Here is a 24,503-nt window from a genome sequence, read left to right as displayed (position 1 = left end):
CCGACTGAGACACCGGGCGACGCATGGCGTCTCAGCCGGAATGTGGTGTCTCGGGATGCGGCGGGCAGGGCGGGGCGGCGGCGGGATACGATCGAAGGCTGTGTCCTCGCCCGAACCCGTGATCGCGTACCCGCCGGAGCTGCCCGTCAGCGCCGCCCGGGAGGAGATCGCGCGCGCCATTCGGGACCACCAGGTCGTGATCGTGGCCGGTGCGACCGGCTCGGGCAAGACGACGCAGCTGCCGAAGATCTGCCTCGAGCTCGGCCGCACGCACATCGCGCACACGCAGCCGCGCCGGATCGCCGCGCGCACGATCGCCGAGCGGATCGCCGAGGAGATGCAGGTGCCGCTGGGCACCACGGTGGGTTACAAGGTGCGCTTCACCGACAACGTCTCCGCCGACACGCGCGTCGCGCTCGTGACCGACGGGATCCTGCTCAACGAGATCCACCGCGACCGGCTGCTGCGCCGCTACGACACGATCATCATCGACGAGGCCCACGAGCGCTCGCTCAACATCGACTTCCTCCTCGGCTACCTCCGCCGCATCCTGCCCGAGCGGCCCGACCTCAAGGTTCTCGTGACGTCGGCGACGATCGACCCGCAGAGCTTCGCGACGCACTTCGCGGATGCGGCAGGCGCTCCGGCGCCCATCGTGGAGGTGTCCGGCCGCACCTACCCCGTCGACATCCGCTACCGCCCGCTCGTGCCGGAGGGCGCGGCCGAGGACGACGCGGACGAGGTGGGCGGCATCGTCACGGCGCTGCGCGAGCTCGACCGCGAGCCGCCCGGCGACGTGCTGGTGTTCCTCCCCGGCGAGGCGGAGATCCGCGACGCCGCCGACGCCGTGCGCGGCGCGTACGCCAAGGACGCCGCGCCCACCGAGGTGCTCCCCCTGTACGGACGCCTGTCCGCCGCCGAGCAGCACCGCGTGTTCGAGCCGTCCCGCGTGGCGGGTGTGCGGCGGCGGGTGATCCTGGCCACCAACGTCGCCGAGACGAGCCTGACCGTCCCCGGCATCCGGTACGTCGTCGACACCGGCACGGCGCGGATCTCGCGGTACAGCGCCCGCTCGAAGATCCAGCGTCTGCCGATCGAGGCGGTCTCGCAGGCCTCCGCGCAGCAGCGCTCGGGTCGCGCCGGCCGCACCGCCCCGGGCGTGGCGATCCGCCTGTACTCGGAGGAGGACTTCACCCGGCGGCCGGAGTACACCGAGCCGGAGATCCTGCGCACGTCGCTCGCGTCGGTTCTGCTGCAGATGCTTGCGCTCGGTTTCGGCGACATCGCAGCCTTCCCCTTCCTCACGAAGCCCGATTCCCGCGGGGTGAAGGCCGCGAGCGATCTGCTGACCGAGCTCGGCGCCATCACCGTGGGCCGCAGCGGCGAGAGCCCGCGACTGACGAGAATCGGCCGCGAGATCGCACGCCTGCCGATAGACCCCCGCTTCGCCCGGATGCTGCTGGAAGCCCGCGACAACGGCACCCTCGGCGAGGTGCTGCCCATCGTCGCGGGATTGTCGATCCAGGACGTGCGCGAACGGCCGGAGGAGCGCCGGGAGGAGGCCGACCGCCTGCACGCGCGGTTCACCGACCCCACGAGCGACTTCCTCACCCTGCTGAACCTGTGGAACCACCTGCAGGAGAAGCAGGCCGAGCTCGGCTCCAGCGCCTTCCGGCGCCTGTGCCGCAGCGAATTCCTCAACTACGTCCGCGTGCGCGAGTGGGTGGACGTGCACCGGCAGCTGCGCAGCGTGCTCGGGGGGCCGCGCTCCTCGCGCGAGGCCGGGCCGGACGGGCACGAGGCCGGGGACGCCATCCACCGGGCGATCCTCGCCGGGCTGCTGTCGCAGATCGGCATCCTCGACGCGCGCACCGCGAACCCGCCGAAAGACCGCCGCACGCCGAAGTCGCCCGGCGACGGCCGCCCGAGCAAGGGCGAGTACATCGGAGCGCGGGGCGCGCGCTTCGCGATCTTCCCCGGCTCGGGCCTGCGGAAGAAGCGGCCGCACGCGGTGATGGCCGCCGAACTCGTGGAGACCTCGCGTCTGTTCGCCCGCACCGTGGCCGCGATCGATCCCGCGTGGGCTGAGGACCTCGCCGGCGACCTCGCCAAGCGGTCGCTCAGCGAGCCGCACTGGTCCAAGAGCGCCGGCGCCGCCTCGGCCTACGAGAAGATCACGCTGTTCGGCGTGGAGATCGTGCCGCGCCGGCGCGTGCAGCTGGCCCGCTTCGACCGGCCGCTCGCGCGCGAGATGTTCCTGCGCCACGCGCTCGTCGAGGGCGAGTGGGATGCGGCGGCCCTGGACAAGCGGCTCACGGCGTTCCTGCGCCGCAACGCCGAGCAGCGCCGGCGGCTGGAGAAGATCGAGGAGCGCGAGCGCCGCCGCGACATCCTCGTCGGCGACGAAGCGGTGTTCGCGTTCTACGACGCCCGCGTCCCCGCCGACGTCTTCGACGTGCGCTCGTTCGAGCGGTGGTGGCGCGACGCCGCCGCACGGACCCCGCACCTGCTCGATCTCACGGAGGCCGACCTCACCGGCGACGCCGCGCGCGCCGACGACCGCGGCTTCCCCTCCCGGTGGCGCCAGGGCGATCAGACCCTGTCGCTGTCGTACCGCTTCGAGCCTGGCGCCCCCGACGACGGCCTCACGGTGCTCGTGCCGCTGGCACTCCTGGCCCAGCTGCGGCCGGACGGATTCGACTGGCAGGTGCCCGGGCTGCGCGACCAGCTCGTGACGGCGCTGCTGCGCGCCCTGCCCAAGGCGATCCGCCGCAACGTCGTGCCCGCCGCCGATTGGGCCGAGAGGTTCTCGGCCGAGCTGGTCGGCCGCGGGCCCGAGGACACCGACGGGCTCCCCGCGATGAGCCTGGTGGAAGCCCTCGCCACGCAGGTGCAGCGGGTCGCGAACCAGCCGGTGCGCGCGACCGACTTCGACCTCGAACGCGTGCCCAGCCACCTGCTGCCCACCTTCCGCGCCGTCGACGCGCGCGGACGCACCGCCGGCACCGACCGCGACCTCGCCGCCCTCCAGGCGCGCCTGGCCGACCGCGCCCGCTCCAGCGTCGCCGCGACGATCGAGCGGAGCTCGGCGCGGGTCGCGGCGGCGACCGCGCCGGGGTCTGCGGCCGCCTTCCCCGCACGCACCGGTGTGACGGACTGGGACTTCGGTGACCTCCCCGACGTCGTGGACACCCGGGTGGCCGGAGGCGTCGTGCGCGGCTACCCCGCCGTCGTCGACGAGGGCGCGAGCGTGTCGCTGCGGTTGGAGGCGACACCCGCGGATGCGGCGCGCCTCACCCGCGCGGGCGTGCGACGCCTGCTCCTCCTGGCCGTCGCCTCCCCCGCCCCCTATGTGCTGGAGCACCTCACCTCGACGGAGAAGCTCGCCCTCGCCGCATCCCCGTATCCGAACGCGAAGGCGCTCATCGAGGACGCCCGGGGAGCTGTGGCCGATGCGGTGCTCGAGCGCGAGGCGGGCGTCCGCACGCGCGCGGCCTTCGAGGCGGTGCGGGATCGCCTGTCGGCCGTCGTGGTGGACGACACCTTCGCCGCGGTGTCGCTCGCGGCCCGTGTGCTCACGGCGGCCCGGGAGGTGGACCGCGCGCTGAAGGGGCAGACCTCGATGGCGCTCCTGGGCGCGCTCGGCGACGTGCGGGCGCAGCTGGGCGGATTGGTCTTCCCCGGTTTCGTCTCCGCGATCGGCCTCGCGCGCCTCGCCCACGTACCGCGGTACCTCGCCGGGGCGCTGGAGCGGCTGCAGAGTCTCCCCGACAACCCGGGACGCGACCGCCAGCGGCAGAACGAGTACGAACGCGCCGCCGCGGCCTACACCGAAGCCGGCGGGACGATCCCGCCCGCCCCCGGCGCCCCCGCGGGCCTCGTGCATGCGCGGTGGCTGCTGGAAGAGCTGCGCGTGAGCCTGTTCGCGCAGCGCCTGGGCACCGCCGAGGCGGTCTCCCCGCAGCGGATCGCGAAGGCCCTGCGCGAGGCGGGGACCCCGGCCGCGCGCGGGTAGGCTCGGCGGCGGAAAGGGGACGCCATGCCGCACGCCGTCGTGTACACCGAGTTCGGAGCACCGGAGGTGCTGCGGATGGTCGAGATCCCCTCGGGCCGGCCGGGCCCCGGCCAGCTGCGGATCCGCGTCGAAGCCGCCGGGGTCAACCCCGTCGACGCGAAGCTGCGCTCGGGTCGCCGTGCGAGCCCGCCCATCCACGAGCCGCGCCGGACCGGGGCGGACGGCGCGGGCGTCGTGGTCGAGGTCGGCCCCGAGGTCGACGGTTTCCGCCCCGGCCTGCCGGTGGCCGTCTTCGACACCCTCGGCACGTATGCCGACGAGATCATCGTGCCCGCCCCATCCGTCGTCCCCCGCCCGCCCTCGGTGAGTGCGGCGCAGGCGGCGGCGCTCGGGGTCCCCGCCGGGACCGCCTATCAGTCGCTGCGGTCGCTGCGGGTGGGCCCCGGCGACACCCTCCTCGTCCACGGCGGATCCGGCGCGGTGGGCCGCGCCGCCGTGCAGTACGCCGTGCTGTGGGGCGCGCGCGTGATCGCGACCTCCTCGGACCGGCGCGCGCCGGGCGTACGGGAGCTGGGCGCGACGACGGTGCCCTACGGCGAGGGGCTCACCGACCGCGTGCGGGATGCGGCGCCGGAGGGGATCACGGCGGCGCTGGACTGCGTCGGCACCGACGAGGCCGTGCAGACCTCGCTGGAGCTCGTCGCCGACCGCTCGCGCATCGTGACGCTCGTCCGCGGGGCCGACGCCGACGAGCTCGGGATCCGGGCGTTCCGCGGCGGCAGCCCGCGTCCGCTGACCGCCCAGGAGGCCGCGTGGCGGCGCGAGGCGATCCCCGTGACGCTCGGCCTCGTGGCCGCCGGCGCGTTCTCGGTCGAGCTCGGCCCCGCCCTGCCGCTGTCCGATGCCCCCGACGCCCAGCGCATGGTCGCCGAGGGCACCGACGGGAAGATCGTCCTGCTGCCCTGACCGGGCTCAGTTGCCGGAGCGGCGCTTGTTGTAGACGTCGAAGGCGACGGCCAGCAGCAGCACGAGACCCTTCACGGCCTGCTGCCAGTCGATGCCGATGCCCAGGATCGACATGCCGTTGTTGAGCACGCCGATGATGAGGCCACCGATGATCGCGCCGCCGATCGTGCCGACGCCGCCCTGCACCGCGGCCCCGCCGATGAACGCGGCAGAGATGGCCTCGAGCTCGAACCCGTCGCCGGCCTTCGGGCCGGCGAGGTTGAGTCGCGCGGTGAAGATGAGGCCGGCCAGCGCCGCGAGGAAGCCCATGTTGACGAACAGCCAGAAGTCCACGCGCCGCGTCTTGATGCCCGACAGCTCGGCCGCGTGCCGGTTGCCGCCCATGGCGTAGATGTGACGGCCGAACACCGTGCGGTTCATGACGATCCCATAGATCATCACGAGAGCGGCCAGCACGATGAGGGTCACCGGGATGCCCTTGTACGACGCGAGTGAGTAGGTGAAGAACGCGATGGCCGCGGCCACGAGCACGAGCTTGCCGATGACCCATACGAGGGGCTCGACCTCCTGGCCGTACTTGGCGCGGCCCGCGCGCGTACGCAGCTGCTGGACGACGAGGGCCACGATGGCCACCGCCCCGATGGCGAGGGTGAAGAGGTCTGGTTCGGTCTCGCCGAACAACCCCGACAGGAATCCGTTCCCCAGTGCCCGGTACTCGGTCGGGAACGACCCGATGTTGGCGTTGCCCAGGACGACGAGGGCGAGACCCCGGAAGATCAGCATGCCGGCGAGGGTCACGATGAACGCGGGTATCCCGACGTAGGCGATCCAGAACCCCTGCCACGCACCCACGAGGGCGCCGATGAGGAGGGACAGCAGGATGGCCAGCCACCACGGCATCCCCATCTTCACCGCGAACACGCCCGACAGCGCGCCGACGAAGGCCGCGACCGATCCCACCGACAGGTCGATGTGACCGGCGATGATGACCATCACCATGCCGATGGCCAGCACGAGGATGTAGCCGTTCTGGACCACCAGGTTGGAGATGTTCTGCGGCCGCAGGAGGATGCCGTCGGTCAGGATCGCGAACAGCGCCACGACCGCGATGAGCGCGATGAAGATGCCGTTGCGGCCGAGGTCGGTGAGCAGGTGCGTGAACCACCGTGTGAACCGGTTCTCGGGCGGGTTGATGTTCGCGCCGACGGCCTCGGTGGGGGTGCTGTTGGTGAGTGTCATTTCGCTTCTCCCGGAACGCCCGTCAGCGGGGGTTCTCCATGGTCATGAGCTTGAGGACGGATTCGGGCGTGGCCTCGTCGATGGGCAGCTCGCCGGTGATCCGCCCCTCCGACAGCGCGTACACGCGGTCGGAGATGCCGAGCAGTTCGGGCAGCTCGGAGGAGATCACGATGATGCCTTTGCCCTCGGCCGCCAGCCGGTTGATGATCGTGTAGATCTCGTACTTCGCGCCCACGTCGATACCGCGCGTGGGTTCGTCCAGGATCAGCACGTCGGGGTCGGAGTAGATCCACTTCGACAGCACGACCTTCTGCTGGTTGCCGCCGGAGAGCTTGCCGGTTCTGGCCAGGACGCTGGGCGCCTTGATGTTCAGGTCGCGCCGGTACTCGTTCGCGACGCGGAACTCCTCGTTGTCGTTGACGAGCCCGCCTTTCTCGAGCTTGCGCAGCGATGCCATCGAGATGTTGCGCTTGATGTCTTCGATGAGGTTCAGGCCGTAGGTCTTGCGGTCCTCGGTGGCGTACGCGAGACCGTGGTCGATGGCCTCGGACACCGTGCGGGTCTTGATCTCCTTGCCGCGCATGAACACCCGGCCGGAGATGCGCGTGCCGTAGCTGCGGCCGAACAGGCTCATCGCGAACTCGGTGCGGCCGGCACCCATGAGCCCGGCGATCCCGACGATCTCCCCCGCCCGGACGGTGAGGGACACCTTGTCGACGATCACGCGGGACGGGTCCTGCGGATGGTGGGCCGTCCAGTCCTCCACGCGCAGCAGCTCCTCGCCGATCTGCGGTTCGTGGTCGGGATAGCGGTGCTCGAGGTCGCGGCCCACCATGTCCTTGATGATGCGGTCCTCGGTCACCTCGGCCTTGGCGATCGTCTCGATCGACTTGCCGTCGCGGATGACGGTGACACTGTCGGCGACGCGTTTGATCTCGTTGAGCTTGTGGCTGATGATGATCGAGGTCACGCCCTCCTCCTTGAGCTGGAGGATGAGCTCCAGCAGGTGGGCGGAGTCCTCGTCGTTCAAGGCGGCGGTCGGCTCGTCGAGGATGAGGAGCTTGACGTCCTTGGACAGCGCCTTGGCGATCTCCACGAGCTGCTGCTTGCCGACGCCGATCTGGCTGATCTTGGTCGTGGGGTTGTCGCGCAGCCCCACGCGCTTGAGCAGCTTCGCCGCTTCGAAGTTGGTCTTGTTCCAGTCGATGAGCCCGGCGTTGGTGCGCTCGTTGCCCAGGAAGATGTTCTCGGCGATGGAGAGGTAGGGGCTCAGCGCCAGCTCCTGGTGGATGATGACGATCCCCTTGGCCTCACTGTCGCGGAGGCTGCGGAACTGCACCTCCTCGCCCGCGAACACGATCTCGCCGTCGTAGGTGCCGTGCGGGTACACGCCCGACAGCACCTTCATGAGCGTGGACTTGCCCGCGCCGTTCTCACCGCAGATCGCATGGATCTCCCCCGACCGCACGGCGAGCGTGACGTTCGACAAGGCCTTCACTCCCGGGAAGGTCTTGGTGATGCCGCGCATCTCCAGGATGTTCTCTGACACGTCTCCGACTTCCTCGTGGATGGGCTGTGTGAGCCGTGGCGATGGACGGGGACCGGAGCCCCCGTCCATCGCCGGAGCGGATCGGACCTTACAGGCCGAGCTCCTCGGCGGTCCAGTAGCCGGTGTCCACCAGCGACTGCTCGACGTTGTCGGCGACGACCGGGACCGGCGACAGGAGGTAGGACGGCACGACCTTCACGCCGTTCTCGTACGTCTCGGTGTCGTTGACCTCGGGCTCTTCGTCTTCGAGGACGGCGACCGCCATGTCGGCGGCGACCTTCGCGAGCTCGCGGGTGTCCTTGAAGATCGTCGCGTACTGCTCACCCGAGAGGATCGCCTTGACCGAGTCGACCTCGGCGTCCTGACCGGAGATGACGGGCCATTCCTCGCCGACGGTGTAGCCGGCGTCGGTGAGGGCGGAGATGATGCCGCGCGAGATGCCGTCGTACGGGGAGAGCACCGCGTCGACCTGCGTGCCGTCGGAGTAGTTGGCGGTGAGGATGTCCTCCATGCGGCTCTGGGCCGTCTCGCCGTCCCAGCGCAGCGTTGCCGCCTGCTCGATGTCGGTCTGGCCCGACTGCACCACGAGGGTGCCGTCGTCGATGAGCGGCTCCAGCACGCTCATGGCGCCGTCCCAGAAGAAGGTCGCGTTGTTGTCGTCGAGCGATCCGGCGAACAGCTCGATGTTGAAAGGCCCGGCCGGCGCGTCGGCGGCGGGTTCGCCTTCCAGGTCGGACAGGCCGAGGCCTGCGAGCACCGACCACGCCTGCTGCTGTCCGACGAGGAAGTTGTCGAACGAGGCGTAGTAGTCGACGTTCTCCGAGTCGCGGATGAGGCGGTCGTAGGCGATGACGGGGATGTCGGCGTCGGCCGCGTTCTGCAGCACCTCCGAGAGCGTCGTGCCGTCGATCGAGGCGACGATGAGCGCCTCGGCACCCTTCGTGATCATGTTCTCGATCTGCGAGACCTGGGTGGGGATGTCGTCCTCGGCGTACTGCAGGTCGACCGTGAATCCCTGCTCCTCGAGCGTCTCCTTGACGGCGTTGCCGTCCTGGATCCACCGCTCGGAGCTCTTGGTGGGCATCGCGACGCCGATGAGGCCGCCGTCACCGCCGCCGCTGTCGCCGCTGCCGCTGCCCCCGCCGCTGCAGGCCGAGAGCATGAGCGCGCCGGCGGCGATCGTTGCGAGAAGAACCTTCTTCGCCTTCACTGGGTGTCCTTTCATGGGACGTCTTCGTCGTGGTGTGGAGTATTCAGTTGTGCGACTGCTGGCCGTAGACGTTCTGGTAACGGTCGAAGAGCCGGTCGATCGCCTCGGGCGGGAGAGGGAGGAGCTCCCCGCCCTGCCGGGCGTGGTGGACGGTGCGGGCGACGTCTTCGAGCATCACGGCCGCTTTGACGGCATCGCGCGCACTGGAGCCGATCGTGAACGGCCCGTGATTCTGCATGAGGACCGCGCGCGAGCGGTGACCGCGCAGGGTCTCGACGATTCCGCGGCCGATCGAGTCGTCGCCGATGATCGCGAAGGGGCCGACCGGGATCGGCCCGCCGAACTCATCCGCCATAGCGGTGATCACGCACGGGATCTCCTCACCGCGCGCGGCCCATGCCGTGGCGAAGGTGGAGTGCGTGTGCACGACGCCGCCGACCTCCGGCATGTTGCGGTACACGTAGGCGTGCGCGGCGGTGTCGCTCGACGGTGACCGGTCACTGCCGGGCGTTCCGGGGATCACCGCGCCGTCCAGATCGCACAGGATCATGTTCTCGGGGGCGAGGTCGTCGTACGACACCCCCGACGGCTTGATCACGAAGAGCTCGGCACCGGGCACGCGGGCGGACACGTTGCCCCCGGTCCACACGACCAGGCCGTAGCGGACGAGCTCACCGTGCAGCGCTGCGACCTCGGCGCGTGCGCGTGCGACCGCCACTTCGGTGCGCGCGCTCACGACGTACGCATCCTGGCCATCGGAGTGGGTCGTGGGCATTCCGTCGGACTCCTTCGTCAACCGTCGAACGGCCATGTGACCGTTCACATCGAGAAACTATAGCCATACCTGCGGGGGGCGGGGCCAGAACCGTCGGTCTCATTCCGGTAACGGCGGTCAGAGCGCGACGGCACGCCCGGTGGAGGCGCGCACGATCAGTTCCGGCTCGATCGCTGCGCTCACCGGCTCCGCGGACGGATCCGCCGTGCCCAGCAGGAGGTCGACGCAGCGACGCCCCAGTTCGCCGAAATCCTGCCGGACGGTCGTGAGGGGCGGCGCGAAATGGGCGGCCTCGGGGATGTCGTCGAACCCCACGATGCTGATGTCGCCGGGAACGTCGAGCCCCTCATCCCGCACGGCGTGCAGCAACCCCAGCGCCATCTGGTCGTTGGAGGAGAAGATCGCCGTGAAATCGCGCACGCGCAGCAGCTCGCGGCCGGCGTAGTAGCCGAAATCCGCGGTCCAGTCCCCGAGGATCGGCGCCGTGGTGGGAAGGTCCTGCGCGGACATCTCCTCGAGGAAACCGCGCATGCGGGCCTCGGCCTCCACCCAGTCCTGCGGGCCAGCGAGATGGTAGATCTCACGGTGGCCGAGCTCGATCAGGTGCCGTGTGGCCAGGCGTGCACCGGCGATCTGATCCACCGAGAGGGTGTGCCCGGGATCCAGCACCGTGGACTGCAGCGTCACGTACGGCACGTCCAGCTGCTGGGCGGCGATCGCCCGGATGACCCGCACCTGCGGCGCGATGACGACGAGCCCCTCGATGGACTGGGCCGTCAGGTGGCGCAGACCCTGCGCGATGGAGTCCGGCTGACGCGCATCGATGTTGGCGGTGCTGACCCAGTACCCCCGCGCCCGCGCCGCCGCCTCGATGGCGGCGATGCTGGAGGCCGGACCGTACTGCGTGCTGGAGGCGGAGAGGATCCCGATCGTCTGCGACCGCGAGGTCACCAGCGCCCGGGCGGCGCGGTTGGGGCTGTACTGCAGCCGCGTCATCACCTCGAGCACCCGCGCGCGGGTCTCCGGGCGGATGCTGGGGTGGTTGTTCAGGACGCGCGAGACGGTCTGGTGCGACACGTCGGCCAGGCGCGCGACGTCGCGGATGCTCGGGCGGCGCCCGTTCGCGTCCTCGCTCACACCGCCCCCTCGGCACCGATCCCGGCGACTCGAGGTGGCCGGATGTGACAGTCACACGAGTCGATCGTTCGGAGGGATTCTGTCACACGCTTGTCACATGCCTACACTGTGCGCGTGTCCGACTTCGCGCGCCACCTCCCGCTGAGTCAGCGCGGTCACGGCGACGACACGTCCGTGTCGGGCGACCGGCGCGGCGCGCTCGCCGACGTCGTGGACCGCGCCGCCGATCTCATCGCCGATCTGACGGCCGACGCCGCGGACACCGCTCCGGCCCTCGCCGAGTCGTTCCTGGCCGTCGCGCGCCTGCGGGCGGAGGCCGCCCCGGGCGCGGCGCCGGAGCGCCTGCGGGCGGCCGCGCAGCAGGTGCGCGCCGGTCGCCGGCGCAGCATCCGTGAACTGGCCGCCGGGGTCGAGGCGCTCCTGCGGCTCGCGCGGGATCTGTCCGCCGAGCCCGGAGTGGACCCGTACACGGCAGGCGCGGCGGCGCTGTATGCGTCGGCTGCCGCTCCCGCCGATCGGCGCGCCGCGGTGCGCGGGCACACCGTGCGAGCCACCGACGCCGCATGGAGCTTCGGCTCCGGCCCGGCGCTGGAGGCTCCCGCCGCGCACATCGCGGCGTTCCTCCTGGGAGTCTCGGACGAACCGCCGCGGCGGCCGGCTACCGGGCGATGATGAGCTCGCGGTAGAACCCGATCCCCCGCAGCCACACCTCGACGCCGATGCGCTCGTCCGCGGCGTGCAGGGCGTCGCGTTCGGCGCGCGAGAGCCGGAACGGGGTGAAGCGGTACACCGTGTCGGTGAGCGCGGTGAACCAGCGGCTGTCGCTGGCTCCCAGCTGGACGTAGGGCAGCGGGACCACCTCGTCGCCGAGGGTCGCCGTGACCGTGCGGGCGAGCCGTCGCCACGCCTCACCGCGCCACGGCGACACGGGTGAGGGTTCGGACCCGTCCTCCACCTCGATCTCCACAAGAGGATCGCCGATCGCACGACGCAGGTGCCGCTCCGCCGCTTCCAGGCTGTCGCCGGTCACCAGGCGCACGTTCACCCACGCCCGCGCCGTGGTGGCCAGGACGTTGCGTCCCGTCGCGCCGGTGAGCTCGGTCGCGACGGCGGTCGTGCGCACGAGCGCGTTGGTCTCGGGTCCGAGCGCCGCGAGCACGCGCGTGAGCACGGGCGCGAGCACGCCGGCGGAGGCGAACACGCTCCGCAGCGGCTGGGCGACATGGGGTGCCGCGGTGGCCAGCAGTGCGCGCACCGGCGGTGCCAGGCGCACGGGGAACGGGCGGCGGCGGATGCGGTCGACCGCGCGGGCCAGGCGAGCGGTGGCCGGCATGCGCGGTGGGGTGGAGGCGTGGCCGCCGGCTTCGCGCGCGGTGAGGACGAAGGTCGCGATGCCGCGCTCGGCGACCCCGATCATGGCTGCCGGTGCCGACAGCCCGGGGAGCACGCCCGTGACGACCGCCCCGCCCTCATCCAGCACGAGCCCGGGCCGCACGCCGCGTTCGCGCAGCAGCGCCGCGAGGGCCTGTGCGCCCGTACCGCGCGTCTCCTCGTCGTGACCGAAGGCGAGGTACACGTCACGGGGCGGCGTCACCCCCTCCTGCAGCAGCGCCTCGACCGCCTCCAGGATCGCCACCAGCGCGCCCTTGTCATCGATCGCGCCGCGCGCGTGGATGGATGCGTCCTCCCCCTCGCCGACGATGTCGGCGTCGAAGGGGGCATGGCCCCACTCCCCCGGCACCACCGGCACGACGTCCTGATGCGCCATCAGCACGAGCGGCTCCTCCGACGCCGACCCCGGCCAGCGGTACAGCAGGGCGCCGTCGCCGACGATCTCCCGCTCGAGCCGCGCGTGCGTACGGGGGTACAGGCGCTCCAGCGCCGCGCGGAAGCTCGCGAACGCGTCGGGATCGATCCGCGTGGCGTCGGCGTAGGAGACGGTGGGGATGCGCAGCAACTCGCGGAAGCGGTCGGTCGGGGTCACGCGACGAGCCTAGAACCGTCGGTACGCTCGGGGCATGAGCAGACTTCGCTGGGGGATCCTGGCCACCGGCGGCATCGCCCACTCCTTCACGCGCGAGCTCCAGGGCGCCGGGCACCTGGTCACGGCGGTCGGATCCCGTCGGGCGGAGTCGGCCGAGGCCTTCGCGCGCGAGTTCGGCCTGGCGCGGGCGCACGGGTCGTACGAGGCGCTCGTCGCCGATCCGGAGGTCGACATCGTCTACGTGGCGACCCCGCATCCCGCCCACGCCGAGAACGCCCTCCTCGCGCTGGACTCCGGCAAGCACGTCCTGGTGGAAAAGCCCTTCACCCTCACCGGCGACGAGGCCGAGCGCGTGCGCGAGCGCGCGGAGGAGCGCGGGCTCGTGGCGCTGGAGGCGATGTGGACCCGGTTCCTGCCGCACATGGCCCGCATCCGCGAGATCGTCGCAGCCGGCACGCTCGGCGAGATCCGCACCGTCACGGCCGAGCACACGCAGAGACTCCCCACCGACCCCTCCCACCGGTTGAACGACCTGGCCCTCGGCGGCGGCGCGCTGCTGGACCTGGGGATCTATCCGATCTCCTTCGTGCACGACATCCTCGGGGCGCCCGTCACGATCGCCGCGAGCGCGCGCTTCGCCGACACCGGCGCCGACACCGAGGTCGCCACGATCTTCACCCACGCGTCCGGAGCGCTGTCCACGACGCTGTCCTCCTCGCGCGGGGCCGGCCCGAACCGGGCGAGCATCGTCGGCACCGAGGCCCGCATCGACATCGACCGCGTCTGGTACACGCCCACGTCGTTCCAGGTGGTGGCCGCCGACGGCACCGTGGTCGAGCGGTACGAGAACTCCGTGGCGGGCGGCGGCAAGCAGTTCCAGGCGCAGCACGTCGAAGAACTCGTCGCCTCCGGCCGGCTCAGCGGCGACGTCCTCCCCCTCGCGGAGTCGGTGGAGATCATGCGGACCCTCGACCGGGTGCGGGCGGAGATCGGCCTGCGGTATCCGGGAGAGCACTGACCCGTCAGACTGGAGAGCATGCCCGATTCCCACACTGCCCGCGTCGCCGTCTACCTCGACTTCGACAACATCGTGATGTCCTGGTACGACCGGGTGCACGGGCGCAACGCCTATTCGCGCGACCGCTCGCGCATCGCCGAGAAGCCCACCGATCCGGAGATCGCCGAGCGGCTGAGTTCGGCCACGATCGATGTGGGCGCGATCATCGACTACGCCGCGTCGTTCGGGACCCTCGTGCTCACGCGCGCGTACGCCGACTGGTCGGCGCCGGTCAACGCCGAGTACCGCACGCAGCTCGTCGCCCGCGCGGTCGACCTCGTGCAGTTGTTCCCCGCCGCCGCGTACGCCAAGAACGGCGCCGACATCCGTCTCGCCGTCGACACGGTGGAGGACATGTTCCGTCTGCCCGACCTCACGCACGTGGTGATCGTGGCGGGCGATTCCGACTACGTCCCGCTCGCGCAGCGCTGCAAGCGGCTCGGTCGCTACGTCGTCGGGGTCGGCGTCGCCGGCTCCACCGCCAAATCCCTCGCCGCCGCGTGCGACCGCTTCGACGCGTACGACTCCCTGCCGGGGGTCGTCCGCGAGCCCGCCGCGAAGAAGGATGCCGCCCCCAGCCGGCCGCGGGCCCGCAAGCGGTCGAGCGACCCCGCCGTGAACCTCCTCGAACGGGCCTTGCAGCTGGAGCAGGAGCGCGCCGAGGGCGACTGGGTGCACGCATCCGCCGTGAAGGACCTCATGAAGCGGCTGGACCCCGCGTTCAGTGAGAAGGCGCTCGGATTCCGCGGATTCTCCGACTTCGTCAAGGCCCACCCGGCCGTGGTCGAGGTGGACGAGGCGTCGCACGTGGTGCTCGTCCGGGCCGTTCCGCGCCCCTCCTGACCCCACCGCGTCGGGGCGGGACGCCGCCGCCGGGCGGAAGTGGTTACCGAAACGTGACCTCCCGCTCGTGCGCTCGCCCCGCCACGCGAGCATCATGGGTGCACCACGCACGGGGCCGTGCGCGGAACGAGGTGAGACCTCACACCGACGAAGGGTCAGAAATGAACCGACGCTCCTTGTCCGCCGTGGTAGCGCTCTCAGGGGCGGCGGCGGTCCTGCTCGCAGGTTGTGCCGGGTCCGGCGGTGGCGGCTCCTCGGAAGGGGGTGGCGGAGAGGCTGCAGACCGGGCGTGCGTGATCCTCCCCGACGCGGTGTCGTCTCCGCGGTGGGAGAACTTCGACCGCAAGTACCTGCAGGAGGGCCTGGAGGAAGCCGGATTCGACGTCGACATCCAGAACGCGCAGGGCGACATGAACAAGTACTCCACGATCGCCGATCAGCAGCTCACACAGGGGTGCGGCGTCATGCTGCTGGCCGACTTCCAGGGCGCCGCCGAAGCCGTCGCCGCCAAGGCGACCGCCGAGGGCATCCCCGTCATCGCGTACGACCGGCCCTTCGCGGGCGCCGACTACTACGTCTCGTTCGACAACGTCGAGGTCGGCCGACTGGAGGGGCAGGCGGTGCTGGACGGGCTGGAGGCTGCCGGCAAGGATCCGGCCTCCGCCGTCGTGGTGTACATGGGCGGCGACCCCAGCGACGGCAACGCCGCGATGTTCAAGGAGGGCGCCGTGGAGGTCATGGAGGGCGCGGGCATCACCCCCGCCGCCGAGCCCCCCGGGATCTGGGACCAGGCGAAGTCGCAGACCAACTTCGAGCAGGCGCTGACGTCTCTGGGCGGGCAGGTGGACGGCGTGTGGGCGGCCAACGACACCAACGCCGCCGGGGTCATCAAGGTCCTGCAGAACAACAACCTCACCGGAGTCGCCGTCTCGGGCCAGGACGCCAACGTCGCCGGTCTGCAGAACATCCTCCTGGGGTGGCAGACGGCCACCGTCTACAAGCCGGTCAAGGAGGAGGCCGACGCCGCCGTCGAGGTGGCCGTCGCCCTCCTGAACGGCGAGACGCCCGAGGCCGACCAGGAACTCGAGGACGGCACGCCGTACATCGCGGTCACACCTCAGCTGGTGGGACCCGAAGAGGTCGTCACGGTCATCGAAGCGGGCGATGCGGACGCGGCCGAGGTGTGCACCGGCGACGTGGCCGCCAAGTGCGCCGAGTACGGCATCCAATAGCGCCGGGTTGCGGGGCGCCGCGTCGATCCGGCGCGGCGCCCCCGTTTCGGTCCGGCACAGCGCAGGGAAGCGGCAATGACTGACCCGATCATCGAACTCATCGGCGTGAAGAAGTCCTTCGGCCCCGTCAGCGTCCTCAAAGGGGTGGATCTGCAGGTGTTCCCCGGCACCGTCACCGCCCTCGTGGGCGACAACGGCGCCGGCAAGTCCACCCTCATCAAAGGGCTCGCGGGGGTGCAGCCCTACGACGGGGGCGAGGTGCGCATCGACGGCGCGCACCGCGACCTGCACACTCCCCGGGATGCCGCGGCACTGGGGATCGAGGTCGTCTACCAGGACCTCGCGCTGTGCGACAACCTCGACATCGTGCAGAACATGTTCCTCGGCCGCGAGGAGCTGTCCACCGGCACCCTCGATGAGGGGCGGATGGAACGGGAGGCCTCGGACACGCTGCGCTCGCTGTCGGTGCGCACGGTGAAATCGGTGCGGCAGAAGGTGTCGTCCCTCTCCGGCGGGCAGCGCCAGACCGTCGCCATCGCGAGGGCCGTCCTGAAGAAGGCGCGCGTGGTGATCCTGGACGAGCCCACCGCCGCCCTCGGCGTCGCCCAGACCGAGCAGGTGCTCCACCTCGTGGAGCGGCTGGCCCAGCAGGGGGTCGCCGTCGTGCTGATCAGCCACAACCTCGCCGACGTGTTCGCCGTCGCCGACGACATCGCCGTGCTCTACCTCGGCCAGCTGGTCGCCCAGGTGCGCGCGCAGGACACCACGCGCGACGACGTCGTGGGCTACATCACCGGGACCAAGACCCTCACCGGCGCTCCCCTGCTGACCACCGACACCATCCCGACCGAGGGGGACCCGGCATGACCCACGTCGCCCGCACGAACGCGTCGCCGGATCCGCTGGCCGCCGACCTCATCGGAAGCGGTGTGGAGGGGGGCCTGCGCGATCAGGTGGTGGCGTGGTGGCAGCGCGTCCGCTCGGGCGACATGGGCGCCCTGCCGGCCATCGGGGGGCTCGTCGTGCTGACGCTGCTCTTCTCGACGCTGAGCCCGTTCTTCCTCACCGAACGCAATTTCGCGAACCTGCTCAATCAGGCCGCGACGCTCGTGATGCTGGGGATGGCGCTCGTGTTCGTCCTCCTGCTCGGTGAGATCGACCTGTCGGCGGGAGTGACCGGCGGCGTCGCGATGGCCCTGTTCGTCGTGCTCAACACGCAGTTCGGGATCGACTGGCCTCTCGCGCTCCTGGTCGGATTCGCGGTCGGGCTGATCACCGGCGCCCTCATCGGCTTCTTCGTCGCGCGCGTGGGGATCCCCTCGTTCGTGGTGACCCTCGGGCTCTTCCTCGGCTACCAGGGACTCGCCCTGGTCATCATCGGCGACGGCGGGCTGTACCGCCTGCAGGTGCCCGAGCTCCTCGCGCTGCAGAACGGCAACCTGCCGGTGTGGGGAGGCTGGGCGATGCTGGCGGTCATGCTGGCCGTCTCGGCCGGCACGTCGTTCTGGGATCGGGCGCGGCGCACCAAGGCGGGCGTGCCTAACCGGGCGATGTCGCTCGTGTGGATCAAGCTCGCCGTCATCGCCGTGATCGGCGGGGTGTTCGTCTACATCCTCAACCAGGACCGGGGCCAGTCCGTCGTCGCGGTGCAGGGGGTGCCCGTCATCGTGCCGGTGACGCTCGCGATCCTGTGGCTCGGGACGTTCGTGCTGGACCGCACGCGGTTCGGCCGGTACATCTACGCCATCGGCGGCAACGCCGAGGCGGCGCGGCGCTCGGGAGTGAAGGTGCGCTGGGTGAAGTGGTGGGCGTTCGTGATCTGCTCCACCCTCGCCGTGGCATCCGCCCTCTTCAGCGTCTCCCGCGTCGGGTCGGTCGACGCCACGGTGGGTCGTGACATCGTGCTGAGCGGGGTGGCTGCCGCCGTCGTCGGAGGTGTCAGCCTGTTCGGCGGCCGCGGCCGGCTCATCCACGCCGCCATCGGCGCGCTCGTGATCGCGTGCATCACCAACGGGCTGGGCCTGCTCAACCTGCCCGCCGGCATCAACCTGCTCGTCACCGGCGGCGTGCTGATCCTCGCCGCCACCGTCGACGCCGTGTCGCGGCTGCGGGCGGGCGGCTCGTTCCTGAGGAGCTGACCGCCCCGTCAGGCCTCGGCGAGGACGTCGTCGACCCAGGCCGGCACGACCGTCGTCGCCGGCCCCGCGCGGACCTCGTCGAACGGGATCACCGGATCGCTGGGCACGAGGTTGAGCTCGACCGTCCGCGCGCCGTGCGCGGCGGCGAGCGCGGCGTACCCGGCGGCCGGATACACCTCCCCCGAGGTGCCCACCGAGACGAAGACGTCGGCCTCGCTCACCGCCTCCTCGATGCGGTCCAGGCCGTACGGCATCTCGCCGAACCACACCACGTCCGGCCGCAGCGCGCGCGCCCCGCAGTGCGGGCACTCCGGCCGCCCGCGGAGGTCGCCGATCCAGGGGGTGCGGGCGTGACACCGCGTGCACAGCGCGCGGAACAGCTCGCCGTGCATGTGCACGAGGCGCCGCGTGCCGGCCCGCTCGTGCAGGTCGTCGACGTTCTGCGTCACCACCAGCAGCCCGTCGCCCTGCGCCTCCTCCAGCCGGGCGAGCGCGAAGTGGGCGGCGTTGGGGAGCGCGGATGCGGCGATGCGGCGCCGCTCGTCGTAGAAGGCCAGCACGGTGTCGGGGTCGCGGGCGTACCCCTCCGGCGTGGCTACGTCGGCGACGGAGTGACCCTCCCACAGCCCGCCGGCGTCGCGGAAGGTGGCCAGGCCGCTTTCGGCGGAGATACCGGCGCCGGTGAGGACGACGATGCGCATCAGTGCCGGGTGTCCGGGGCGACATGGGCCAGCACGCGCGGCCACACCGCCGTGAGCCCGAGCCGGCCGTCCAGGGCACCGGCGGCCTCACGGCTGAGCACGTCGGCCCGGGCATGCGGCAGGCGTTCGGCGTACCACCGCGCCGCGTCTTCGGGGGCGGCCTCATCGGCGGAGTCGTTGACGACGAGGGTGTCGGCGGCGACCCGTGCGAGGGCGTCCGACACGAGGTCGCGGGCGAGGCCGGTCTCCGGCAGTGGCACGCCCACCAGCGCCAGCCGGTCGGCGCGATCGCCCAGGGCCGCCGCGAGCGCGACGGCGAACAGGGCAGCGGCCCGCTCCCCCACGACCCCGACGGGTCCGTCGGGCACCTCCTCGCGCAGCAGTGCGAGGACCTCGGCCGCGGTGGAGCCGGCGGGGGTCTCGCCGCCGAAGGTCGGCGGGTCGTCGAGTTCGGGCTCGTCGACGGCGATCAGCAGCAGCCGCACGTGATGCTCGGCGGTGACCAGCGGGGCCGGGTCGGTGGTGGCGATGGCGCCGCTGCGCACCACGAGCACGCAGCGTGGGGCGGCCAGTGCCCCCGCGCTGCGGTACTCGATACCGAACGCCGGTCCTTGCGCGCGCGTCATGGCGCCATCCTCGCACGCAGGCGCCGAGGCGTCAGCCCCGCAGCATCCCGCGCAGCCGCTGGATCGTGTCGGCATCGACGGGGCGCTTGTCGGGCCGGTACGCCTTGACCCGCGCGAAGCGGAGCGCGACGCCGCCGGGATAGCGCGGCGATCGCTGCACGCCGTCGATCGCGATCTCCACGACGGTGACCGGTGCGACGTGCACGGTGCCCGCGGTGCGCCGGGTCTGGATGGTCGGGAAGTGCTCCGTCTGCCAGCGCAGCAGCTCGTCGGTGAGGCCCTTGAAGGTCTTCCCGACCATCACGTAGCCGCCCGGTTCGCCGAACTCCCCCTCGGGGTCGTACGCGCCCAGATGCAGGTTCGACAGCCATCCCGCCCGACGCCCTGACCCCTCCTCCACCGCCAGGACGACGAGGTCGAACGTGTGCACCGGCTTGATCTTCAGCCACGCCGTGCCGCGCCGGCCCGCGACGTAGGGCGCGGCGAGGTCCTTCACCATGACTCCCTCGTGCCCGGCATCCAGCGCGGCGCCGGCGAACTCCTCCGCCTCGCTGGGGTCGTCCGTCGTGATCGCCGGGACCCGCCACGGCCCCGCGACCCGCTCCAGCTCCTGCTGCCGCACCGACAGCGGCTCGTCGAGCACGTCACGTCCGTCCACGTGGAGCACATCGAAGAACCACGGGCGCAGCGCGATCCGGCGCGCCGTCTCGGCACCGAACCGCGCCATCGTGTCCTGGAACGCCCGCGGCGCCCCGCTCTCATCCAGCGACAGCGTCTCCCCGTCCAGGATGAGGTCGGTCGCCGGCAAGCCGCGGACGGCCTCGACGATCTCCGGCACGCGCGCGGTCACCTCGGCGAGGCTGCGGGTGAACACGCGGACCTCGTCACCGCGCCGATGCACCTGGATGCGTGCGCCGTCGAGCTTGTACTCGACCGAGGAGGAACCGGTGGCCGTGACCGCGTCGCCCGCCGTCGCGGCGGTGGCCGCGAGCATGGGCAGCACCGGCCGCCCCACCACGAGCCCCACCTCCGCGAGCGCGTCGGGCGGCTCGGTCAGCGCGATGCGCGCCGTCTCGCCGAGGTCGCCGGAGAGCATCGCGGCCCGGCGGACCTCCGCGGGCTCGCGCTGCGCGGCGCGTGCGATCGCCTCCAGGAGCACTCCCTCCAGCGCTCCGGTGCGCAGCTCGCCCATCAGAACGCGGGCGAGCAGATCCCATTCCTCCGGAGTCGTCCGCCGTGCGAGCGAGGCCAGCACCTCGCCGCGCCGCGCGCCCGACCCGGCACCGGCGGTCTCCGCCAGCGCGGTGAACGCCGCATCCACGTCGCCGACGGTGACCGTGGCCTCGGGGGCGGATCCGGCGGGCAGCCCCGAGAGGGTGCGCCATCCCACGCCCAGGCGTCCCTGCCGCGGAGAGGCGGTGAGCAGCCCCACGGCGGGCACGATCTCGTCCGGCTCAAGCTGCGCCAGCAGCCGAGCGAGGGCGTCGATCTTCGCCGACCGGGCGCGCGTGGCGGACACGGCGGTGACGGTGGCGACGACGTCGGCGAGCAGCATCTCGGCATTCTTCCACCCGGTGCCCACACCCGGCGCGGGCTTGCGCCGCCCGGGTTCAGGCGCCGGGGGCGGTGGCGAGGGCGGTGGCGGCGACGAAAGCGAGGTAGGCGTCGAGGTCGTCCGTGGGCGTCACCGCACGCAGGACGACCTCGTCCACAGCGCGCTCGTAGGCGGGGAGGCCCTCGGCGAGCGCGGCGGCATCGGGGAAGGTCGTCGCGACGGCCGGCACGCCCATGCGCGCGAAGTTCGCGGCGTAGTTCGGGAACGTCGCGTACCGTCCGGCCTCCTCCTCCAGGCGCGAGCGCGCCGCGGGGTCCACGGCGGTGCGGACGTAGACGGCGACGGATGCGCCGGCCGACGCCGCACGCGCCTCGCGCGCCTGCGCGGCCGCAGTCTCCGCCGTCACCCAGTTCAGGAGGATCCCGTCCGATCGTTCGGCGCCCAGGCGCCGCATCCGGGGTCCCAGCGCCCCCACCACGATGCGGCCGCCGACACGGGCGCGCAGGACCTCGACCGCGTCGGACACGCGGTCCAACGCCCCCTCGCGTGCGGCGCCGGATCCGATGCCCAGCACGAGGCGCTCGGCGGACAGATCGGCGGCCTCCACGGCGTCGGCGATCGCGGGGGCGGGGCGGCGGTCGACCGGGATCACACCCGTGGCCAGCCTCAACCGCGATGTCGTGCGCGCCGCTGCGGCCAGGCCCGCCAGCGCGTCGCCGCCGGGGGTGTCGTTGATCCACAGGGCGGCGAAGCCGGCGTCCTCGACGGCGGGGGCGAGGCGGGCGAGCAGGTCGGGTCCGAGCGACCCGGCGACACCGAGGGAGACCGTCATGGCCTCCACCCTGCCACGAAACGACGGAACGCCTCCCGAGCGGACTCGGGAGGCGTTCCGGAACGCGATTACGCGGCGGCGGCGAGCACCGGGTGCTCGGCGCGCACCGACAGCTCGCCGTCGGCGGCGTCCACCGTGACGGATCCGCCGTCGGCGAGGGCGCCGGTGACGAACAGGTCCGCGATGCGGTCGTCCACCTCGCGCTGGATGAGGCGGCGGAGCGGCCGGGCGCCGTACTCCGGCTCGTAGCCGTGCTCGGCGAGCCAGTCCGCCGCGGCCTCGGTGACCTCCAGCGTGATCTCGCGCTTGGCCAGCCGGCCTTCGGTGGCCCCCAGCATGAGGCGCACGATCTGACGCAGCTGCGGCAGGTCGAGCTTGCGGAACAGCACGATCTCATCGATGCGGTTGAGGAATTCCGGTCGCATCGCCTCGCGGAGCTTGCCCATGACGCGGTCGCGCAGGTCCTTCTCGGAGCCGAAGCCGGTGGCCCCGCCCCCGTCGGCGATGAACCCGATCGCGCCGGAGCGCGAGGCCAGGAACTCGCTGCCGAGGTTCGAGGTCATCACCACGACGGTGTTGCGGAAGTCGACCGTGCGGCCCTGACCGTCGGTGAGGCGCCCGTCGTCGAGCACCTGCAGCAGCAGGTTGAACACGTCGGGGTGGGCCTTCTCGATCTCGTCGAACAGGACGATCGAGTACGGGTTGCGCCGCACGCGCTCGGTCAGCTGACCGGCCTCGTCGTAGCCGACGTATCCCGGAGGAGCACCGACCAGCCGCGACACGGTGTGACGCTCGCCGAACTCGCTCATGTCGAACCGGACGACCGCGGTCTCGTCGTCGAACAGAGAAGCGGCCAGGGCCTTGGCGAGCTCCGTCTTGCCGACGCCGGTCGGGCCGAGGAACAGGAACGATCCCACCGGGCGGCGGGGGTCGCCCATGCCGGTGCGGTTGCGCCGCACCGACTTGGCGACGGCGGCGACCGCGTCGTCCTGGCCGATCACGCGGCCGTGCAGTTCGTCCTCGAGCGCCGCGAGGCGCTCGCGCTCGGACTCCGTCAGCCGGTTCACCGGGATGCCGGTGGCGCGGCTGATGACGGCGGCGATCTCCGGCTCGTCCACGACGGCGGCATCCGAGCGGGCGGTGCCGGTGGAGGTGGCCGCTTCGATCCGCTCCTGCACCTTGACGATCTCGTCGCGGATGCGGGAGGCCTCCTCATAGTGCTCCGCCGAGACGGCGGCGTTCTTGTCGGCTTCCAGCGTCGCCAGGCGCTCCATCAGCGCCGACACGTCGACCTGAACCCCCAGGCGCAGACGCAGCCGCGCGCCGGCCTGGTCGATGAGGTCGATCGCCTTGTCCGGCAGTACGCGCTCGGTGAGGTACCGGTCGCCGAGCTCCACCGCGGCGCGCAGCGCCTCGTCGGTGTAGGCGACGCCGTGGTGCTCCTCGTACGCGGGACGCAGGCCCCGCAGGATCTCCACCGCGTCCTCGATCGAGGGCTCGCCCACGCGGACGGGCTGGAAGCGGCGCTCCAGCGCCGGGTCCTTCTCGATCGTGCGGTACTCCTTCAGCGTCGTGGCGCCGACCAGGTGCAGGTCGCCGCGCGCGAGACGCGGCTTGAGGATGTTGCCCGCATCCATGCCGCCCTCTCCGGCGCCGCCGGCACCGACGACGGTGTGCACCTCGTCGATGAAGAGGATCAGCTCGCCCTTGAGGGCGGCGACCTCTCCCATCGTCTGGGTGAGGCGCTCCTCGAAGTCGCCGCGGTAGCGGGTTCCGGCGAGCATCGCCGGCAGGTCCAGCGCGATGACGCGCTTGCCCACCAGCTGCTCCGGCACGTCACCGGCCACGATGGCCGATGCCAGGCCCTCCACGATGGCGGTCTTGCCGACGCCGGCCTCACCCACCAGCACGGGGTTGTTCTTCGTGCGGCGGCTGAGGATCTCGATCGTCTGCTCGATCTCCTCGCTGCGCCCGATGACAGGGTCGAGCTCGCCCGCCGCGGCGCGCGCGGTCAGGTCGGTGCCGAACTTGTCGAGGTTCGGCGTCTGGCTCTCCCCTGCCGCCTCGGGTGCGGTCTGAGTGCCGGTCCCGGCGGTCACCGTCTCCCGCACGCCCTGAGTGAGGGCCTCGGCGGTGACACCGGCCTGGGCGAGGACCTGTCCGGCGGGCGCATCCTGCGCCAGCACGAGGGCGAAGAAGAGGTGCTCGGGGTCGACGTAGGTGGAGCCGGCCGAGCGGGCGACCTGGAACGCGTGGAACAGCGCGCGCTGCACTGAGGGCGTGACGACCGCGCCCTCCACCCCGGCGGGGGCGGATGCGGCGGGCAGCCGCTCCTCGGTCGCACGGGCGATCGCCGCGGCGTCGGCGCCGATGCGGGTCACGGCCTCGCGCACGGGGGCGTCGTCCACCAGGACGCGCAGCACGTGCAGGGCGTCGAGCTCGCGCTGACCGCGCTCCAGGGCAAAGCGGCCGGCCTGCTGGAGCAGCGCCTGCGTGCGCGCGCTCAGGAACCTGCTGAGGTCGATCGAGCGCTCGGCGCGGGCGCGCTCACCGGCGAGATACCGCGCCAGGAACTCGTCGAACGAGTTCGCGCCGTCGCCGGCGTGGGGGGTGAAGTCTTCGGGCATTCCCGTCTCCTGTAGTA

19 protein-coding genes are annotated in these 24,503 nt (G+C 71.9%); 8 read left to right on the top strand and 11 right to left on the bottom strand.

What is annotated here, in order from left to right; genetic code table 11:
- Positions 1 to 100: 100 nt before the first annotated feature.
- Together hrpA and E4V99_RS11100 are read left to right on the top strand one after the other, a co-directional pair.
- Positions 101 to 4,015 carry an ATP-dependent RNA helicase HrpA gene (gene hrpA, locus E4V99_RS11105; RefSeq protein WP_135117314.1) on the top strand — a complete coding sequence of 1,305 codons (3,915 nt, stop codon included), beginning with the start codon at positions 101 to 103 and terminating at the stop codon, positions 4,013 to 4,015.
- A 24-nt stretch (positions 4,016 to 4,039) separates the two neighbouring features.
- Positions 4,040 to 4,981: an NADP-dependent oxidoreductase gene (locus E4V99_RS11100; RefSeq protein ID WP_135117313.1), complete on the top strand. Its 942-nt coding sequence runs from the start codon at positions 4,040 to 4,042 to the stop codon at positions 4,979 to 4,981.
- A gap of 6 nt (positions 4,982 to 4,987) precedes the next feature.
- Here E4V99_RS11100 and mmsB read toward each other — a convergent pair whose 3' ends face one another.
- The 5 genes from mmsB to E4V99_RS11075 all read right to left on the bottom strand — a co-directional run bounded on the left by mmsB (position 4,988) and on the right by E4V99_RS11075 (position 10,891).
- Positions 4,988 to 6,220, bottom strand: coding sequence for a multiple monosaccharide ABC transporter permease (gene mmsB, locus E4V99_RS11095; protein WP_135067856.1), 1,233 nt, complete (start codon positions 6,218 to 6,220; stop codon positions 4,988 to 4,990).
- A gap of 22 nt (positions 6,221 to 6,242) precedes the next feature.
- Positions 6,243 to 7,769 carry a multiple monosaccharide ABC transporter ATP-binding protein gene (gene mmsA, locus E4V99_RS11090; RefSeq protein WP_135067858.1) on the bottom strand — a complete coding sequence of 509 codons (1,527 nt, stop codon included), beginning with the start codon at positions 7,767 to 7,769 and terminating at the stop codon, positions 6,243 to 6,245.
- Positions 7,770 to 7,857: 88 nt separating this feature from the next.
- Positions 7,858 to 8,979: a multiple monosaccharide ABC transporter substrate-binding protein gene (chvE, locus tag E4V99_RS11085; protein WP_135067860.1), complete on the bottom strand. Its 1,122-nt coding sequence runs from the start codon at positions 8,977 to 8,979 to the stop codon at positions 7,858 to 7,860.
- A gap of 43 nt (positions 8,980 to 9,022) precedes the next feature.
- Entirely contained in the window at positions 9,023 to 9,754 is a 732-nt protein-coding gene (locus E4V99_RS11080) for an L-ribulose-5-phosphate 4-epimerase (protein WP_135067863.1), read from the bottom strand.
- 117 nt (positions 9,755 to 9,871) lie between these two features.
- Positions 9,872 to 10,891 carry a LacI family DNA-binding transcriptional regulator gene (locus tag E4V99_RS11075; RefSeq protein ID WP_135067865.1) on the bottom strand — a complete coding sequence of 340 codons (1,020 nt, stop codon included), beginning with the start codon at positions 10,889 to 10,891 and terminating at the stop codon, positions 9,872 to 9,874.
- A 114-nt stretch (positions 10,892 to 11,005) separates the two neighbouring features.
- Here E4V99_RS11075 and E4V99_RS11070 point away from each other — a divergent pair, with 114 nt between their 5' ends.
- On the top strand, positions 11,006 to 11,563 hold the full coding sequence (locus E4V99_RS11070; protein ID WP_135067867.1) for a hypothetical protein: 558 nt from the start codon (positions 11,006 to 11,008) through the stop codon (positions 11,561 to 11,563).
- On the opposite strand, the gene E4V99_RS11065 is transcribed toward E4V99_RS11070, so the two are convergent.
- Positions 11,550 to 12,875 (bottom strand): M20/M25/M40 family metallo-hydrolase, encoded by a 1,326-nt coding sequence (locus E4V99_RS11065; RefSeq protein WP_135067869.1) that lies wholly within the window; start codon positions 12,873 to 12,875, stop codon positions 11,550 to 11,552. The genes E4V99_RS11070 and E4V99_RS11065 overlap by 14 nt on opposite strands.
- Positions 12,876 to 12,909: 34 nt before the next feature.
- On the opposite strand from E4V99_RS11065, the gene E4V99_RS11060 reads away from it, so the two are divergent.
- The 5 genes from E4V99_RS11060 (at position 12,910) to E4V99_RS11040 (ending at position 18,145) form a co-directional block, all read left to right on the top strand.
- Positions 12,910 to 13,893, top strand: a complete 984-nt coding sequence (locus E4V99_RS11060) for a Gfo/Idh/MocA family oxidoreductase (protein WP_135067871.1) — start codon at positions 12,910 to 12,912, stop codon at positions 13,891 to 13,893.
- A gap of 18 nt (positions 13,894 to 13,911) precedes the next feature.
- Entirely contained in the window at positions 13,912 to 14,775 is an 864-nt protein-coding gene (locus E4V99_RS11055; RefSeq protein ID WP_135067873.1) for an NYN domain-containing protein, read from the top strand.
- Between the two features lie 293 nt (positions 14,776 to 15,068).
- Complete coding sequence (locus tag E4V99_RS11050) at positions 15,069 to 16,007, top strand: substrate-binding domain-containing protein (RefSeq protein WP_240742686.1); 939 nt, start codon at positions 15,069 to 15,071, stop codon at positions 16,005 to 16,007.
- 75 nt (positions 16,008 to 16,082) lie between these two features.
- Positions 16,083 to 16,874, top strand: a complete 792-nt coding sequence (locus tag E4V99_RS11045) for an ATP-binding cassette domain-containing protein (protein ID WP_135067877.1) — start codon at positions 16,083 to 16,085, stop codon at positions 16,872 to 16,874.
- Positions 16,871 to 18,145 carry an ABC transporter permease gene (locus tag E4V99_RS11040; protein ID WP_135067879.1) on the top strand — a complete coding sequence of 425 codons (1,275 nt, stop codon included), beginning with the start codon at positions 16,871 to 16,873 and terminating at the stop codon, positions 18,143 to 18,145. Before E4V99_RS11045 ends, E4V99_RS11040 begins: the two co-directional genes overlap by 4 nt.
- 8 nt (positions 18,146 to 18,153) lie before the next feature.
- Here E4V99_RS11040 and E4V99_RS11035 read toward each other — a convergent pair whose 3' ends face one another.
- From E4V99_RS11035 to E4V99_RS11015, 5 genes are all read right to left on the bottom strand, one after another.
- Entirely contained in the window at positions 18,154 to 18,846 is a 693-nt protein-coding gene (locus tag E4V99_RS11035; RefSeq protein ID WP_135067881.1) for an NAD-dependent deacylase, read from the bottom strand.
- Positions 18,846 to 19,472 (bottom strand): hypothetical protein, encoded by a 627-nt coding sequence (locus E4V99_RS11030; protein ID WP_135067883.1) that lies wholly within the window; start codon positions 19,470 to 19,472, stop codon positions 18,846 to 18,848. Before E4V99_RS11030 ends, E4V99_RS11035 begins: the two co-directional genes overlap by 1 nt.
- Positions 19,473 to 19,503: 31 nt before the next feature.
- The gene (locus E4V99_RS11025) at positions 19,504 to 21,027 is read right to left on the bottom strand and encodes an ATP-dependent DNA ligase (protein WP_135067885.1); all 1,524 of its coding nucleotides are present in this window, start codon (positions 21,025 to 21,027) and stop codon (positions 19,504 to 19,506) included.
- Between the two features lie 55 nt (positions 21,028 to 21,082).
- Positions 21,083 to 21,859, bottom strand: a complete 777-nt coding sequence (locus tag E4V99_RS11020) for an LLM class flavin-dependent oxidoreductase (protein WP_135117312.1) — start codon at positions 21,857 to 21,859, stop codon at positions 21,083 to 21,085.
- A 68-nt stretch (positions 21,860 to 21,927) separates the two neighbouring features.
- On the bottom strand, positions 21,928 to 24,486 hold the full coding sequence (locus tag E4V99_RS11015; RefSeq protein WP_135067889.1) for an ATP-dependent Clp protease ATP-binding subunit: 2,559 nt from the start codon (positions 24,484 to 24,486) through the stop codon (positions 21,928 to 21,930).
- Positions 24,487 to 24,503: the final 17 nt, after the last annotated feature.

It is taken from the genome of Microbacterium sp. dk485, from assembly GCF_004570445.1.
Lineage (GTDB): Bacteria > Actinomycetota > Actinomycetes > Actinomycetales > Microbacteriaceae > Microbacterium > Microbacterium wangchenii.
This window is presented reverse-complemented; position numbering and strand designations above follow the sequence as displayed.